Annotated in this window: 11 protein-coding genes, 1 tRNA gene and 1 pseudogene; 5 read left to right on the plus strand and 8 right to left on the minus strand. The window is 64.6% G+C overall.

All coding sequences use genetic code 11. From position 1 onward, the window contains the following. Positions 1 to 49 precede the first annotated feature (49 nt). Positions 50 to 1,471: an MFS transporter gene (locus tag H8A95_RS06245; RefSeq protein WP_229182370.1), complete on the plus strand. Its 1,422-nt coding sequence runs from the start codon at positions 50 to 52 to the stop codon at positions 1,469 to 1,471. 2 nt (positions 1,472 to 1,473) lie between these two features. Here H8A95_RS06245 and H8A95_RS06250 read toward each other — a convergent pair whose 3' ends face one another. The 6 genes and pseudogenes from H8A95_RS06250 to H8A95_RS06275 all read right to left on the minus strand — a co-directional run bounded on the left by H8A95_RS06250 (position 1,474) and on the right by H8A95_RS06275 (position 11,390). Continuing rightward, a complete protein-coding gene (locus H8A95_RS06250) occupies positions 1,474 to 4,983 on the minus strand; it encodes a PAS domain-containing hybrid sensor histidine kinase/response regulator (protein ID WP_229182371.1) in 3,510 nt (1,169 codons plus the stop codon). 114 nt (positions 4,984 to 5,097) lie between these two features. Then, positions 5,098 to 6,326: pseudogene (gene hemA, locus H8A95_RS06255) on the minus strand (5-aminolevulinate synthase). 183 nt (positions 6,327 to 6,509) lie between these two features. Beyond that, positions 6,510 to 7,574, minus strand: a complete 1,065-nt coding sequence (locus H8A95_RS06260) for an MBL fold metallo-hydrolase (RefSeq protein ID WP_229182372.1) — start codon at positions 7,572 to 7,574, stop codon at positions 6,510 to 6,512. A 133-nt stretch (positions 7,575 to 7,707) separates the two neighbouring features. Continuing rightward, a complete protein-coding gene (locus H8A95_RS06265; RefSeq protein ID WP_229182373.1) occupies positions 7,708 to 9,852 on the minus strand; it encodes a methyl-accepting chemotaxis protein in 2,145 nt (714 codons plus the stop codon). A 240-nt stretch (positions 9,853 to 10,092) separates the two neighbouring features. Next, a complete protein-coding gene (locus H8A95_RS06270) occupies positions 10,093 to 10,842 on the minus strand; it encodes an outer membrane protein (protein WP_229182374.1) in 750 nt (249 codons plus the stop codon). Positions 10,843 to 11,069: 227 nt separating this feature from the next. Continuing rightward, positions 11,070 to 11,390, minus strand: a complete 321-nt coding sequence (locus tag H8A95_RS06275; RefSeq protein WP_229182375.1) for a hypothetical protein — start codon at positions 11,388 to 11,390, stop codon at positions 11,070 to 11,072. Positions 11,391 to 11,592: 202 nt separating this feature from the next. Between H8A95_RS06275 and H8A95_RS43725 the strand changes: the two genes are divergently transcribed. Next, entirely contained in the window at positions 11,593 to 11,718 is a 126-nt protein-coding gene (locus tag H8A95_RS43725) for a hypothetical protein (protein ID WP_274613517.1), read from the plus strand. A gap of 42 nt (positions 11,719 to 11,760) precedes the next feature. Here H8A95_RS43725 and H8A95_RS06280 read toward each other — a convergent pair whose 3' ends face one another. Beyond that, on the minus strand, positions 11,761 to 12,414 hold the full coding sequence (locus H8A95_RS06280) for an FkbM family methyltransferase (protein WP_229182376.1): 654 nt from the start codon (positions 12,412 to 12,414) through the stop codon (positions 11,761 to 11,763). A gap of 382 nt (positions 12,415 to 12,796) precedes the next feature. Here H8A95_RS06280 and H8A95_RS43730 point away from each other — a divergent pair, with 382 nt between their 5' ends. Both H8A95_RS43730 and H8A95_RS06290 read left to right on the plus strand, forming a co-directional pair. After that, positions 12,797 to 13,021, plus strand: coding sequence for a LysR substrate-binding domain-containing protein (locus tag H8A95_RS43730; protein WP_229182377.1), 225 nt, complete (start codon positions 12,797 to 12,799; stop codon positions 13,019 to 13,021). Between the two features lie 192 nt (positions 13,022 to 13,213). Beyond that, positions 13,214 to 14,728: a restriction endonuclease gene (locus H8A95_RS06290; RefSeq protein WP_229182378.1), complete on the plus strand. Its 1,515-nt coding sequence runs from the start codon at positions 13,214 to 13,216 to the stop codon at positions 14,726 to 14,728. A gap of 44 nt (positions 14,729 to 14,772) precedes the next feature. On the opposite strand, the gene H8A95_RS06295 is transcribed toward H8A95_RS06290, so the two are convergent. Next, positions 14,773 to 14,847: transfer RNA gene (locus H8A95_RS06295), tRNA-Thr, on the minus strand. Between the two features lie 363 nt (positions 14,848 to 15,210). Here H8A95_RS06295 and H8A95_RS06300 point away from each other — a divergent pair. Further along, positions 15,211 to 15,378, plus strand: a complete 168-nt coding sequence (locus H8A95_RS06300) for a hypothetical protein (protein WP_420839338.1) — start codon at positions 15,211 to 15,213, stop codon at positions 15,376 to 15,378. Positions 15,379 to 15,387 lie beyond the last annotated feature (9 nt).

Genomic DNA, 15,387 nt, shown 5'->3' on the forward strand with positions numbered 1-15,387 from the left:
GCCGCCGCGTGCAACTGCCTTGGCGCCAGTCCGGATGGAGAACTCCGACATGGAGCAACAACAAGTCCGCGCGGGATGGCGATCGCTCCTCAAGCGCGAATGGATCCCGACACTGGCCATCCTGCTCGGCGGTGTGCTGCTGCAATCCATGAACGTGCTGATGCTGACGACGGTGCTGCCGTCGATCGTCGGTGAACTCGGCGGCGTCGCCATGCTGAGCTGGCCGACCACCGCCTATCTGGCGTCCTCCATCGTCGCGGCGAGTTGCGTCGGCGTGCTCTCAACCGCGCTCGGCGCCCGGCAGGTCTACTGCGTGGGCGTTGCGATCTTCGGCGTCGGCGCCGTGCTGTGTTCGCTCGCCCCCGCGATGGGCTGGATCGTGGCCGGCCGGCTGATCCAGGGATTCGGCGGCGGCCTCGAGGCTGCCGTCGCCTATGTGCTGGTGCGCGGTACGTTTCCCGAACACATGTGGTCGCGGACGATCGCACTGATGTCGACGAGCTGGAGCATGTCGGTGCTGATCGGCCCGCTGGTCGGCGGGATGTTTGCGCATTTCGCGAGCTGGCGCGGCGCCTTTGTCGCCAGCGCCGCAACGGCCGTCGTGCTGGCGATCGCTGCCTTCTTCGTGCTGCCGCCGGTCTCCGCGGCGCAGCGCACGTCGTCGGCGCGCGTACCGCTCGGCCGTGTCGCGCTGATCTGCCTTGCCATCGCCGCGACGTCGGCCACCTCTGCTGCCGGATCGTCCTTGCTGAAGCTCGGCCTGATCGTGATGGCGATCGTCTCGTTTGTCGCAATGTTGCGGCTCGATCGTCTGGCGTCACCCCGGCTGCTGCCCAGCGACGCGTTCTCCTGGCGCACCGGCACCGGCGTCGGTCTGTGGCTCGCGCTGCTGCTCTGCATCACTTTCAGTCCGCTGCAAATCTACGTGCCGATGTTCCTGCAGCAACTGCACGGCTTCGATCCGCTCTCGGCCGGATTCACCGTCGCCTGCGCTTCGCTGGGCTGGAGCGCCGCCTCGCTGCTGACGGCCGGCGTGTCGGCCCGCCGGGCGGACCGCCTGATGCTGACCGGTCCTGCGATCATGGCAGCTGGTCTTGCCGCGATCGGGTGGCTCGGTCCGGACGGCGCGGCGTCCATCATCCTGATGGTCATGGCGATCGCGATGCTGGGAGCCGGTATCGGTCAGTGCTGGCCGCTCGTCGCACATCGCATCATGGACAGTGCCAAGGCGGGCGACGAAGTGGTCGCGGCCTCGTCGGTGCCGACCATCCAGCAGATGGGCTTTGCGTTCGGTGCGGCGATCGCGGGGCTGATCGCAAACGCCAGCGGCCTGTCGGCTGCGATTGCCGACGCCACGATGGCGCGCGCCGCCTTCTGGGTGCCGGCGAGTTTTGTGGTGCCGGCCATGCTCGCCGTTGCGGCCGGGCTCCGCCTGCGGGCGCTGCGCAAGCCGCAAGCCGGCCCGCCGTAAGGCTACTCCGCCGCCACCATCTGCTGGGTGCGCCATTGTCCGAGCAGGGCGCGCAGCGAGGCCGGTTTGACCGGCTTGTTCAACACCGCGATGTTTTCCTCGCGCGCGGCCAAGCGCACCGCGGGGCTGCGGTCGGCAGTGATCAGGATGGCCGGGATGCCGTCGCCGAAGCGGCGGCGGATCTCGCGGATCGCGGCGACGCCGTTGCCGCGGTCGAGATGGTAGTCGACCAGCACGCCGGTGACGCGGCCGTCAGCGGCCTCGATCGCGCTGATCGCGGCGTCGGGATCGGTCACCGCGATCACCTCGGCGTCCCACGCCGTCAGCAGCGTCTTCATGCCGTCGAGAATGGCGGGATCGTTCTCGATGCAGACGATCAGCGCGCCGCTCATCGGTGTCTTCGACAGCGGCGTGGCCGTGGTAACGGCCGCGGTGTGGTTGACGGCGGTCGCGACCGGCACAGTGACCGAGAACGCCGAGCCGCCGCTCACATTGGCCGAGATCGCGATGCGGTGGTTGAGCACGCGCGCCAGCCGCTCGACGATCGACAGGCCGAGCCCGAGGCCGCGGGCGATCCGGGCGCCCTGCTCGAGGCGGTGGAATTCCTTGAAGATCTCGCCGCGCTTCTGCACGGGAATGCCGACGCCGGTATCGAAGATGCTGATCTGCAACGTCTCGCCGCGGCGGCGGCAGCCGATCAACACGCGGCCGCGCGGGGTATATTTGATCGCGTTGGAGATGAAGTTCTGCAACAGCCGGCGCAGCAGCGAGCGGTCGGATTCGACCGGCAGCGAGCAGGCCACGAAGCGCAGATCGAGGCCCTTGTCGCGGGCGATCGGCATGAACTCGATCTCCAGCGAGCGCATCAGGTCGGCCATCCGGAAGCTCGTGATCGCCGGTGTCATGGCGCCGGCATCGAGCCTGGAGATGTCGAGCAGCGCGCCCAGGATGTCCTCGATCGCCTCGAGCGAGTCGTCGATGTTCTCGACCAGCCGTGAATCCTCGCCGCCGTTCTGGCGCTCGACTAGGCTCGTGACATAGAGGCGCGCGGCGTTGAGCGGTTGCAGGATGTCGTGGCTGGCGGCCGCCAGGAAACGCGTCTTGGAGGCGTTGGCGTCTTCCGCGATGCCCTTGGCGAGGGCGAGCTCAGAATTCAGCCGCGTCAGCTCCTCGGTGCGGTCGCGCACCCGCTTTTCCAGCGTCGCGTTGGCGCGCTCCAGCGCCTCCGCGGCCTCGAAGCTCGGCGTGACGTCGGAGAAGGTGATGACGAGCCCGCCGCCGGGCATGCGGTTGGCGCGCACCTCGATCACCAGGTGGCGGTCGGTGAAGCGTTCCAGGTAGGGCTCGCCCTCGGTGGTGTAGGCGCGCAGGCGCAATTGCAGCAGGCTGTCGCCGTCGCCGGTCGCCGGCGGGCTGATCGCGCCCATGAATTCGAGGATCTCCGGCAGCGGGATGCCGAGCTGCACCAGATGCTGCGGCAACCCCAGCAACTCGGAGAACTGGCGGTTGGAGCAGATCAGCTGCAAATCGGCGTCGAACACCGCGATGCCCTGGCGCACGTGATTGAGCGCGGTCTGCAGGATCTCGCGGTTGAAATGCAGCGCGGCGTGGGAGTCATCGAGCAGCTTCAGCGCTGCCTTGGCCGACACCGTCCGTCGTTGCAGCAAGAGCGACATCACGAGGCGCGAGGACGCCGCCCCGATCGAGGAGGCGATCAGCCGCTCGGCGTGCTGCAGCAGCTCGAAGTCGGCGGGCGCCGATGTTTGCAGCACGATATTGCGGTCGGCGGCGAACGCGGCGAAGGCCTCGCGGGTGCGGTCGGGGCCGAGATATTGCGTCACCGTGCTCTGGATGTCCTGGACCGTCACCGTTGTGCGCCAGCGCCGGAAGCTCGGCGCGATCGGGGCCAGCGCATTGGGCACGAACACGTCGGCCTGCAACAGCTCGATCGAGGATGGCGCGCGCGCCAGCGAGAACAGGACATAGCAGAGGATGTTGAGCGCAAGGCTCCACAACACGCCATGAAGCAGCGGCGGCAGGTCGGCGCCGAACAGCGCTTGCGGCCGCAGCGCCTCGATCCCGAACGGCCCGTGTTGCAGCAGCATCAGGCCGCCGGTGGAGTTTTCCAGGAAGCTCGGGATGAACAGCGTGTAGAGCCACATCGCGAAGCCGACCAGCATGCCCGCCATGGCGCCGCGTGCGGTGGCCCGGCGCCAGAACAGGCCGCCGAAGAAGGCCGGCGCCAGCTGCGTGATCGCGGCAAAGGACAACAGGCCGATCGCGACCAGCTGGGTGTTGCCGAGCGCGCGATAGTAGAAATACGCCAGCACCATGATGGCGAAGATCGAGAAGCGGCGCGCCTTCAGGAGAAAATCGCCGAAATCCTTCTGGCCGACGCGGGCGTCGTCGCTGCGGGGCAGCACCAGCGGCAGCACGATGTCGTTGGAGACCATGATCGAGAGCGCGACGCATTCGACGATCACCATCGCGGTCGCCGCCGACAGGCCCCCGACGAACACCGCGAGGCTGAGCAATTGCGAATTGCCCTCGATCGGCAGCGCCAGCACGAACATGTCGGCATCGACCGCGCCGAACGGGAAGATGACGAGACCCGCGATCGCGATCGGAATCACGAAGATATTGATCGCGACGAGGTAGAGCGGGAACAGCCAGCGCGCCCTTGTGACCTCGGCGGGGGTCGAGTTCTCCACCACGCTGACATGGAACTGGCGCGGCAGCAGCATGATCGCGCAGAACGACAGCAGCGTCATGATCAGGAAATTGCCGATCGACGGCACATATTCGATCGCACGCACCGCTTCCGGCGTCTTCAGGGCGCGCTCATAGAGTTCAACCGGGGAGAACATCCAGAAGGTGACGAAGGCGCCGGCGGCGATGAAGGCGACCAGCTTGACGATGGATTCGGCTGCGATCGCCAGGATCAGCCCGTGCTGGTGCTCGGTCGCGTCGGTGTGGCGGGTGCCGAACAGCACCGCGAACACCGCCATCGCCAGCGTCACCATCAGTGCGATGTCGCCGAAAACGGGGATTTTCGAGAATGCCTGATCCTCGCTCAGGATGGTCTCCAGCGACGACGCCATCGCCTTGAGCTGCAGCGCGATGTAGGGCACCGAGCCGATGATCGCGATCAGCGCGACGGTCGCCGCGACGGCCTGGCTCTTGCCGTAACGGGCGGCGATGAAGTCGGCGATCGAGGTGATGTTCTGCGACTTGGCGAGCCCGATCACCCGGCGCAGCAGCGGCGTGCACAGTCCGATCATCACGATCGGGCCGACATAGATCGCCAGGAAGTCGACGCTGGTGCGGGTGGCGAAGCCGACCGAGCCGAAGAAGGTCCAGGAGGTGCAGTAGATCGCCAGCGACAGCGGATAGATCCACTGGCTGGCACGGCCGCGCTCGCCCGCCGACATCCGGTCGCCGCGGCTGGCAATGAAGAACAACAATCCGATGTAGGCGAACGCCGTGGCGATAACGCCCCAGTCGTGCAGCATCGCTGCTCATCTCCTGTCCCGGCCGCTGGGAGGGCCGGGTATCAGGATTATAACGCAAAGGGCCGGCCGTGCATCGCACGACCGGCCCGAATTCGGGGTCGGAAACGGATAGGGTTACTCGGCGGCCAGCGACTTCTGGTGCAGGGGCAGGCCGAGCCGGTCCCAGACCTGGAGCAGGGCCTCGGCCAGCGCGTCGATCAGCCCGTCGTCATGGTAGGGCGAGGGGGTGATGCGCAGCCGCTCGGTACCCTTGGCGACGGTCGGATAGTTGATCGGCTGGATGTAGATGCCGTGGTCCTCGAGCAGCAGGTCGGAGGCGCGCTTGCACTTCTCGGGATCGCCGACGAACAGCGGCACGATATGGGTGTCGCTCGACATCACGGGCAGGCCGGCTGCGGTCAGGATCGCCTTGGTGCGGGCGGCGCGGTCCTGGTGGCGCTCGCGCTCCCAGTTCGAGGTCTTGAGGTGGCGGATCGCAGCGGTCGCGGCCGAGCAGATCGCCGGCGGCAGGGCGGTCGTGAAGATGAAGCCCGGCGCATAGGAGCGCACGGCGTCGATGATCTCGGCGCGGCCGGCGATGTAGCCGCCGAGGCAGCCGAATGCTTTTGCGAGCGTGCCCTCAAGCACGTCGATCCGGCGCATCACGCCGTCGCGCTCGGCAATGCCGCCGCCGCGCGGGCCGTACATGCCGACTGCATGCACCTCGTCGACATAGGTCATTGCGCCGTATTTCTCGGCGAGATCGCAGATCTTGCCGAGCGGCGCGACGTCGCCGTCCATCGAATAGAGGCTCTCGCAGACGATCAGCTTCGGCCGGTCGGGACCGGCGGCGATCAAGAGCTCTTCGAGATGCGCGACGTCGTTGTGGCGGAAGATCTGGCGGTCGCAGCCGGCTTGGCGCACGCCTTCGATCATCGAATTGTGGTTCAGCGCGTCCGACAGGATCAGGCAGTTCGGAATGAGCTTGGCAAGCGTCGAGATGCCGGTCTGGTTCGAGACGTAACCCGAGGTGAACAGCAGTGAGGCTTCCTTGCCGTGCAGGTCGGCGAGCTCTGCCTCGAGCTGCACCAGCGGATGATGGGTGCCCGCTATGTTGCGGGTGCCGCCGGCGCCGTGCCGACCCGGGTCGCGGTCTCGACCATGGCGCCGACCACCTTGGGGTGCTGGCCCATGCCGAGATAGTCGTTGGAGCACCAGATCACGACGTTGCGGCTGCCTTTCGGCGAATGCCAGGTCGCGTGCGGGAAGCGTCCCGCGATCCGCTCGAGGTCGGCGAACACCCGGTAGCGCCGCTCGTCATGCAGGCGATTGAGGGCGGTTTGGAAAAACTGGCTGTAATTCATCGGCAAACCCAGAAAGCGGAACCTGACCGGAATAGCTGCTTCTTCTTAGAGCTTTTCCAGCTCTAATGTCCATGCATTGGCCCACATCCGGGCATGCGTCGCAGTTGGGCAAATTGCCCTAGTGGCCGTCTATCCGGCTTGATTTCGGTCAAATTGCCCGGGGCATTACGGGCCCGGCCGGTCTCAGGTCGTCTTGAAGCGCAGCATGCCGTCGTCGTGCATCTCGGCCGTCAGGCGGCCCTCGACCAGCATGTAATTGACATGGGCGACCAGCTCGCCGGCGGCGAAGCCCATCTGGTGCTCGTCCAGCACGTGCTTGTGGAACACCACCGGGACCAGTTCCTTGGAGGTCTGCGGCACCTCGCGGCAGGCCTCGGCGATCAGCCGGCAGCGCTCCTCGTGGTGATCGGCGAGCTGCTTGATCCGGGTCTTCAGCCCGTAGAACGGCACGCCGTGGCCCGGCAGCACCATCACGTCATAGGGCAAAGTGGTGGTCAGGCTGGCCAGCGAGGCCAAATATTCGCCGAGCGAGTTCTGCTCGGGCTCGACCGCCCAGACGCTGACATTGGGCGAGATCTTGCTCAGCACCTGGTCGGCGGACAGGAACAGCTTGTCGGCGGCGCAATACAGCATCACCTGGTCGAGCGCGTGTCCGCCGCCGGTAATTACCTTGAAGCGCCGCGTGCCGATCACGACCTCGTCGCCATGGGTGAGGCGGTGATAGGACGGCGGCAGCACCGAGACGCGCTTCAGATAATCCTGGCCGCGGCCGAGCAGCTTCTCGGTCAGGTCCTCGTCCATGCCGTGGCGGCGGAAGAACAGCCGCTGCGCGTTGCGCCGTTCCTCGGTGCCGCGGTTCTGGTGATAGACCGATTGCAGATATTCCACCTGCGACATGAACAGCGGGCAGTCGAACCGCTCGGTGATCCAGCCGGCGAGACCGACATGATCGGGATGCGAGTGCGTCACGATCAGCCGCTTGACCTTGACGTGCTTCAGCGGTCCCTCGAACAACGTGGTCCAGGCCGCGATCGATTCCTCATTGCCGAAGCCGGCATCCACCATGGTCCAGCCGTCGCCATCGGCGAGAAGGTAGATGTTCACATGGTTGAGGCGGAACGGCAGCTTCAGCCGCGCCCACAGCACGCCGGGGGCCACCTCCACGACCTGGTCGTGGCCGGGATGGTTCTCCCAGGGGTATCGCAGTGCCTCCGCGGAGGAGGGAAGGCTGTCGGTCTTCGTATGCATGCCACCGGCTTAGCGGGACACGGCCCGCCGCGCCAGCCGAAAAATCAGATAGTCGTCCGGAGAATGGGGTGGAATGGCACCCGAATTCCGTAACCCGGATCAAGCCCGGGCTACGGATCGCACAGAGGCGTTGCTACGCCGCGCGGATGTTCGACAGGAAGCCGTCGATTTCGGAGCGCAGCACGTCGGCCTCGCGGCGCAGCGCGTCGGAGGCGCTCAGCACCTCGCCGGCGGCGGCGCCGGCCTCGGCGGAGGCGGTGGAGACGCCGACGATGTTGCTCGACACCTCGCTGGTGCCGCCCGCCGCGTGCTGGATGTTGCGGGCGATCTCGCGGGTCGCCGCGCCCTGCTCCTCGACGGCAGCCGCAATTGCAGTGGTGACGTCGTTGATCTCGCCGATCGTGCTCGAGATGTTGCGGATCGCGGAGACGGCGGTGGTCGTCACATCCTGCATGCTGACGATCTGCTGGCGGATCTCTTCGGTCGCCTTCGCGGTCTGGCTCGCGAGATTCTTCACCTCGGAGGCGACGACGGCAAAGCCGCGGCCGGCCTCGCCGGCGCGCGCCGCCTCGATGGTGGCGTTGAGCGCGAGCAGATTGGTCTGCGAGGCGATGGTCTGGATCAGGTCGACCACGACGCTGATGCGCGCGGCGTTGTCGGCAAGCCCTTGCATGGTGGTGTCGGTGGCGCTGGCTTCCTCCACGGCCTTGCGGGCGATCTCCGCCGAGGTGACGACCTGGCGGCCGATCTCCGAGATCGACGACGACAGCTCCTCGGTGCCGGCCGACACGGTCTGCACGTTGACCGAGGTCTCCTCGGCGGCGGAGGCCACCGCGTTGACCAATGCGCTCGACTGGTCGGCGGTCGCCGACATGCTCTGCGCGGTCGACTGCATCGAGTTGGCCGCGGTCTGCAGGCTGCCGAGCGCGCTCTGGACGTTGGACTCGAACGCTGCGATCTGCGTCTCCATGCGGGAGGCGCGCTCCGCCTTGGCGGAGCGGTCCTTGTTCTGGTTGTCGGTGAGCTCGCGGCTCTCGATCATGCTCTCGCGGAACACCTGCAGCGAGTCGGCCATGACCGCGATCTCGTCGCGCTGGCGGCTCTGCGGGATCTCGGTGTCGAGATCGCCGTCGGACAACAGCTGCATCGAGCGCTGCAGGCCGCGGATGCGGCGCAGGATGTTGCGCCCGACATAGAGCCAGACGAACAGGAACGATCCGACCAGCGTCAGCGCGCCGAGGCCGATCATGACCGTCGTTGCAAGCGAGATCTGCTGCCGGGCCTGGAAGGTCGACGCGTCGGTCTCCTTCTGCACGGCGTCGACCAGCTGCTGGACGCTGATGCCGAGCCCGACATTGAGCTTGCGCGTCTCTTCCAGGATGGTCTGGCCGTAATCGATCGAGTCGAGTTCCTTCTGGCGGACCTTGAACACGCCGGTCTTGCCTTCGCCGAGCACGAGCAGCTTCTGCGCGGTGTCGCGCACGGCGACGATCGCCGGATTGTTCGGCAGGTCGTCGAGGTTGGACTTGATGCGCTCGCGGCCCTTCTTGAACTCCACCTCGATCGCATCGAGCGTCTCGCTGGAATTGGCCGACAGCGCCGCGGTCATGTCGGCGGCCATCAGATTGCCGATGGACAGCACGTTGCTGATCTGGCCGACGGTGCGGGCGGCCTCGGTCGCATCGTCGGCCGAGACTTCGGCCGCGGCGAGGATGGCGTTGAGCCGGGTCTGCGCATCGAGCATCGCGGGACCGGCGGCGGAGGCGAAGGAGCCCTGCGCCTTGCGCAGCGCATTGTACTGCTTGTCGCGCAGCGCGCCGACGTCGAGCCGCTCATGCGCCGCCGAGATCAGGCTCTTGGTCGCCTCGTCGGTGTTCTTGACGTTCTCCTGCAGCGCGCTGACGACCGATTTGTCGGCGCCGAGCTCGATGATCTCGCCGAGTTTGGCGTTGGTTTGCTTCGCGACCTCCTGCACCTTCTTGGTGCGGTCGTTCAGCGCATCCTCGCTCTGCACGGCGAGCAGGCCGGGACCCTGGGCTGCGAGCGAGGCGCTCTGCGCGGAGAGTTGCAGGCTCGCGGCGAGCCGCGGAATGTCGCGGCCGGAGAGATCGCTCATGGTGCCGCCGAGCTGATGCAGCACGATGCCGGCGCCTGCGCTGATCACCAGCGCCATGCCGGCGATTACGGCGAATGCTGCGAACAGGCTGCCCCTGACGCCCATCTGCGGCAGGCGGATACGCTTGAGATTTGGTTTGCCGAGCTTGAACCGAAACGCCATTGCCCCGTGCCCCCTTGGCCCACTACCCCTGGCCACTACTACTCTTGGATGTTTCCCCGGCGCGGGAGTATCGGTGCGGCGGGTTAACAAAATCGGGAAAATTGCGACGATCTGCGGGATTTTTCGGGGCTGACGCGCGCCGGCGCCGTCCTGGTTCGCTGTGCGGAATCGATGCACGCGATCGGACGCAAAAAGGCCGGCGTGAGCCGGCCTTTTCTACGCCTGGTTGTATTCGCAATCTCAGTAGCGGCCGTAAGCGGGGCCGCCGAGGTTGCCGAGGTTGAAGCGGTAGTTGAGGCCCGCCTTCACGGTGTGCTCGTCATTGTGGAAGGTGCCGTACTGCGCCAGCGCGCCCGGCGCGGTGAAGCGGCTGTCGCCGAAGTCGTAATACTGGTACTCGACCTTGGCCGACCAGTTCGGCGCGAACATGTATTCGGCGCCGCCGCCGATGGTCCAGCCGTTGCTGTGGTTGTCGCTGAGCGCGAAGGGTACCTGCGCGCCACCCAGCGTCACCGTTTCGTTGTTGTCGGAATAGGCGTAACCGCCCTTCACATAGATCAGGCCCGGGCCCCAGGTGTAGCCGACCCGGCCGGTGATCGATGCAATGCCGCGCTGGTTGTTGTTGTAGGCGTAACCGCCCGGGAAGATCGCGTTGAGCTGGTGGTTGCCGACCCAGGAATACTGGCCTTCGAGGCCGATCACCCACATCGGCGACAGCTGCCAGTCGTAGCCGCCCTGCACGCCGCCCATGAAGCGGGCGCTGGAGTCGGTCAGCGCGAGGCCGTTGAACGTGTTGTTGCTGCCCGAGAACACGCCGCCGAGATGGCCGCCGAGATAGAAGCCGGTCCAGTTGTAGAGCGGAGCGGCGTAAACAGGCGCGGGCGCCTTCTGATAATAGCCGCGGGAGCCGAGGTCGGCGGCCTGGGCGGTCGCGCCAAAGGCCACGACGGCAACGGCTGCGGCTGCGGTTGCGAGCAGGAACTTCTTCATGGGGCAGTCTCCGGACAAGTCATGAGGCGCAGCGTGAATGGCGCCATCCATGGCCGAGGGGTTAGCCCGCATTTGAATAAAATGCTGTCACCGGAAGACGACTTGGAGCGTTAAGTCGCACCCTTTGCGGCGAAACGTTTTGTTGTGCCTAACGGACGCTTAAGCCGGAATGAAGGAAGGCTTAACGCGGCGCGCGGACCCGCGAGGCCTGTTGACCAGGCCGTCCGCTAAGCCAGTCGCTTGCGCACGTCGTCGCGGATCTGTTCGCGGAACGCCTGGCGGCGCGCGGCACGATCCTTGACCGGAACGTCGTGGCGATCGAACACGTCGAACTTCTCCAGGATCGGATAGTGCTCGCTCGCCATCGCCAGGATGCGCAGCAGCCCGGCGACCTTCGGGGTCGGGCCGGTGACCTCCCACTTGCGGAGTTTTTCGGCGCCGCCGTCAGCCGTCAGCCCGCACAGCTTCGCCATATCAGCCACCGTCAGCTTCCGGCCGAGTGCCTCGCCGAGATGTTCGCGCAATTTCTTCAGTTCTGGGCCGGTCACGCTTGGGTTGGCTCCGCGATAGCAAAGTGTGAAGTGAGTCACATGATTTGCTCGAGGTGCGGGCTATACGCCGCGCACGCGACTTCTCAAGCCTTTTCCGTTCCGATTGAATCGGAACGGGGCTCCGGATTCTTGTTTTGACGCGCTTTCTTCACGCGAACCGGTACCCGCTTCGCGCGAAAGCGCCCTTAAGGAAATCATCATGCACGGCATCATCGAAAGCCTCAGCCCCGAACACGGACAGATCGATTGGAAATGGGTCGGCAGTGTGTTCGCGTTCTACGTCGTGCTGATGATCGGCGGGGCGGGCGTGCTGATCATGCGCTGAGCCGTGCAAGCCGATAACTAAGATCCGCCGCTCTCGGCCCGATCAACTGAGCCTTGTCACACCGTCGCTGTGACTCATGTGCTGCAGGACCGGATCTTCCGCGTGGAGTGCGATGAGATTGAGCCCGGCCGGAAAATACCGGTATCCCAACGCGTCGAGCAATCCCCGGATCGCGGCCTGGTCGGACTTGATCACCTCGATCAGCAGGATCGGCCGCCGATCTTGCAGCGTTTGCCGGGCTCCGCGCAGCACGTCCAGTTCCATGCCTTCGACGTCGAGCTTGAACAGGTCGGCGCGGTCGAGGCGGAGCGAATCGATGCGCACCATCGGCACGGTGCTCCCGCTTGATGGATCGTACGAAATGCGCTGCCCGATACTCTCGGTATTGGTGCGCTCGCGCAGTTCGAGGCTGCCGAAGCTGGCGTGCGCGAAATAATCCGGCTGCGGAACGATCAATTCGCCGTCGTGCTCACCAAGGGCGGCGAGTTTGGCGCGCGCGTTGAGGCAATTGTTGATGACGATGTTGCCGGCCAGAGCGTAGTAAACGATCTCCTGCGCTTCGAAGCTGAGCACGCGCCCCCAACCGTGCATGTGCCGCGCCCATTCGACCGTGTGCACGCCGATATTGGCGCCGCCGTCGATCGCGACCACGCCATCGCCGAAATACTGCCGTCGCCGGTTCAGCAGCGCCAGCATGAAGCCGACTTCGCTTGCGTCGAAGCTCGACCCGTTCAGGATCTGGTATCCGACCCCGTAAGCGCCCCCGGAACCCGTGACATTATAATCGTTGCGATTGACGATCATCGTGCCGTGGTTCGAGGCGGCAAGGATGAACGCGATCGGGCGAGCGGGAAATGACATGGAGCAGATGTCCTGTTCAGGCTGGTCGAGCCTCGGCTCGAAGCAATTTCACCAAAAATGTACGGCCAGTGATTGGCTTTAAGGATCGCAGAAGTAGGTTGCCGCAGAAATAATGACCGAGGCCGGCCGCGGATATTATCGACAGGGACGTGTCGTTCGACAAGGTGAGGCGCGCGATGCGAACAGGCCGCGGCTAGTGAGCCGCGCCGGATTGGTCGTGGGTCCGATCGGCGAGCGTCTTGCGGCCGATGCCGGGATGGGTTTCGCCTGGTTGCCGCGGTGGATTGTCGAAGATCGGCTGCAGGCCGGCCGGCTGGTGCCGGTCCTGACCGATCACGCGGCGCTGTGCTTGAGCTATTTCCTGGTCTGGCCGGAGGCGCAGTTCCTGCCGCTCCGCACCCGGGTCGCGATCGATGCGATCGCCCGGCAGCTCGCCGCCTGAGTGGCGCCAAACTCGGCAGTAAGTCATTGATGGGTCAGCGGAAAGGGATGGTGCCGCCAACGGGGTGATGGGATCGCTAAGCCGGATCCCGTAAGTCTTTGAAAACAAGGGATCTGGATGGAGGCGCTGGTGGCCGTTCCTCGCCTTCGATCGATAGGTCCGGGTTGTCGTATATCGCAGCGAAGCGACTTTTTGTCGGACCGCTACTTTGCCGTCGACACAGGGAAGCTTGCTCACCAATATGGGAACCGGACCTCCACCAACCCAAGCGTGTGCCACGTGTCCCGTGATCCATGGCGACAATACGGATACAGACTTGACTCCTATGAAGGCAGCCTCAAGCACCTGACGTATTCAGGAGCGCTGAAGCCTCAAGAGCAGAGTGACGCATTCGGATTTTTCTCGGTTCGAACAGACCCGTCGGCCCTCAGCCTCGCCGAGGCCTCTGGCATTCTTTCCGAGCAATCTTTGGGCCCGCCGCACGGATACGCATTGCTCAATCCCGTTCCAATACCTGAGTTTCCGCAGGCTCCGGAGCGTCCTAAAACGGTGCCAGGCCAATACGAACTGTACATTGTAGAGCGCGCCAGCAAAGCAGAAGCGAAGGCCCAACAGCTTTTTGAGCAGTTCCTTGATCAGTATAAGAGAGAGGCTACACAACTCGCTCAGCTCAAACAGGCTTGCGAGCAAGGCGATGACGCCGCGTTGCGGTTGCTCATGTCAATCTCACACGTACGGCACCATCTGCATCCGTTGCTAATGTTGGCCTTCGACGTCGAGATCGACCAGCCATCTCGCGTAATACTTACGACTGTGCGCGTGCCCGACTTCAAGCAGCTTCCCATCGTCAAGCCAAAGGGAAGCAAGTCTTGGAATTCCGATTGGACTTTGGTGTCCGCGGCGGAGCGTAAGCGAGCAACGGAAACTCTGCTCTACGCACTTTGCCTGCGCGCGGCCTATCTCGTTGCCATGTCAGATGAGGGGGCCTGGTTCGATACCGTTGCTATTAACATCGCTCAAAGCTGGTTCGATTCTGCGACCGGCGCGCCGCAAGAAGGTATTATCGCGAGCCTTCAGGCGTCGAAAGCTGACCTCGTCGCACTCCAACTCCATAAGGTCGACCCGAAGGCCTGCTTTCGGCATCTCAAAGGCATTTCGACGCCATCGGTTGAGTCGGTCGCTCCAGTTCGGCCCATCTTCGTTATGAGCAAAGAGGATGACCGCATCGTCGAAAACAAAGATGTCGCAGAGACGCTGGAAGCGGAAACCAATCTTGCCGCCATGCCTTGGGAGGATTTTGAGCATCTCGTTAGTCAATTGTTCGAGTGGGAGTTTGGTAAGAACGGTGTGGAGGTAAAAGTTACCCGCGCATCTCGTGATCGCGGCGTGGACGCAATCATGTTCGATCCGGATCCCTTGCGCGGGGGAAAATATGTTCTCCAAGCAAAACGCTACACGCGGCCGGTTGATGTCGCCGCCGTTCGGGACCTGTACGGTACTGTTATGAACGAGGGTGCCAATCGTGGGATCATCGTCACGACGAGTACGTATGGGCCGGACGCTTATGAGTTCGCTAAGGACAAGCCGCTTTCCCTCGTGGATGGTCAGCACCTCATTGCGATGCTTCGAAAGCACGGACGGAATTTTCGGATCAATCTGGCCGAGGCGCGCAAGGCAATGGAGGCGGAGGCCCGGTCAGCGAGTTAGGCTGTTTCCTCGGGCGGACAGGCAGCGGTTCATTGGAGATGGGATGGTGCTGCCAGACAGGATTGAACTGTCGACCTCTCCATTACCAATGGAGTGCTCTACCACTGAGCTACGGCAGCATGCCCGGGAAAAATTGAATCGGCCCCAAGGGCCCGTCCAAGCGGGCGGTTCTTGCCACAGGCCTCCCTTTCGCGCAAGCGAAACAGCACCCCTGCTGCCAGTGAAATCGGCAGAAATTGACGTTCCATGCGGTGATTCCGTCCAAACTGGACGATTTCGACCTGATTGGGTTCCGAACTGACCGGTAAATTGCCGATCCGGCAAGTCGCCGAATCATGCCACCGGGTGCGCAACTGGCCGACCGGGCAGGGTGCGCGGGCGATGGCCATTGGCTATGGTCGGGTTGCGCAGGGCGTCGGCGGTTCGAGAGTGTTGCAATGACAGGCGATCGGGACAGACGCGGCGGGCAGGCCGGAGCCCGTGTGAAGGATTCACGACAGGATCGCCTCAAGCTGGCGTTGCGCGAAAACCTGAAGCGGCGGAAGTCGCAGGCGCGCGGTCGTGACGATGCAGCCTCTTCCGAACTGCCCGATGGCTCGCTAGATGACGGCTCGCTGGATGACGCCGGCGGAAATAAGCCGGGCCGCTAACGCGGCTCG

Source organism: Bradyrhizobium oropedii, from assembly GCF_020889685.1.
In the GTDB taxonomy this organism is placed as follows: Bacteria; Pseudomonadota; Alphaproteobacteria; order Rhizobiales; family Xanthobacteraceae; genus Bradyrhizobium; species Bradyrhizobium oropedii.

Excerpts from the sequence above, each read along its gene's own strand:
- H8A95_RS06245 (WP_229182370.1), top strand. The coding sequence starts at position 50 with ATGGAGCAACAACAAGTCCGCGCGGGATGGCGATCGCTCCTCAAGCGC.
- H8A95_RS06250 (WP_229182371.1), bottom strand. The coding sequence starts at position 4,983 with ATGCTGCACGACTGGGGCGTTATCGCCACGGCGTTCGCCTACATCGGA.
- H8A95_RS06260 (WP_229182372.1), bottom strand. The coding sequence starts at position 7,574 with ATGCATACGAAGACCGACAGCCTTCCCTCCTCCGCGGAGGCACTGCGA.
- H8A95_RS06265 (WP_229182373.1), bottom strand. The coding sequence starts at position 9,852 with ATGGCGTTTCGGTTCAAGCTCGGCAAACCAAATCTCAAGCGTATCCGC.
- H8A95_RS06270 (WP_229182374.1), bottom strand. The coding sequence starts at position 10,842 with ATGAAGAAGTTCCTGCTCGCAACCGCAGCCGCAGCCGTTGCCGTCGTG.
- H8A95_RS43725 (WP_274613517.1), top strand. The coding sequence starts at position 11,593 with ATGCACGGCATCATCGAAAGCCTCAGCCCCGAACACGGACAGATCGAT.
- H8A95_RS06280 (WP_229182376.1), bottom strand. The coding sequence starts at position 12,414 with ATGCTGGCGCTGCTGAACCGGCGACGGCAGTATTTCGGCGATGGCGTG.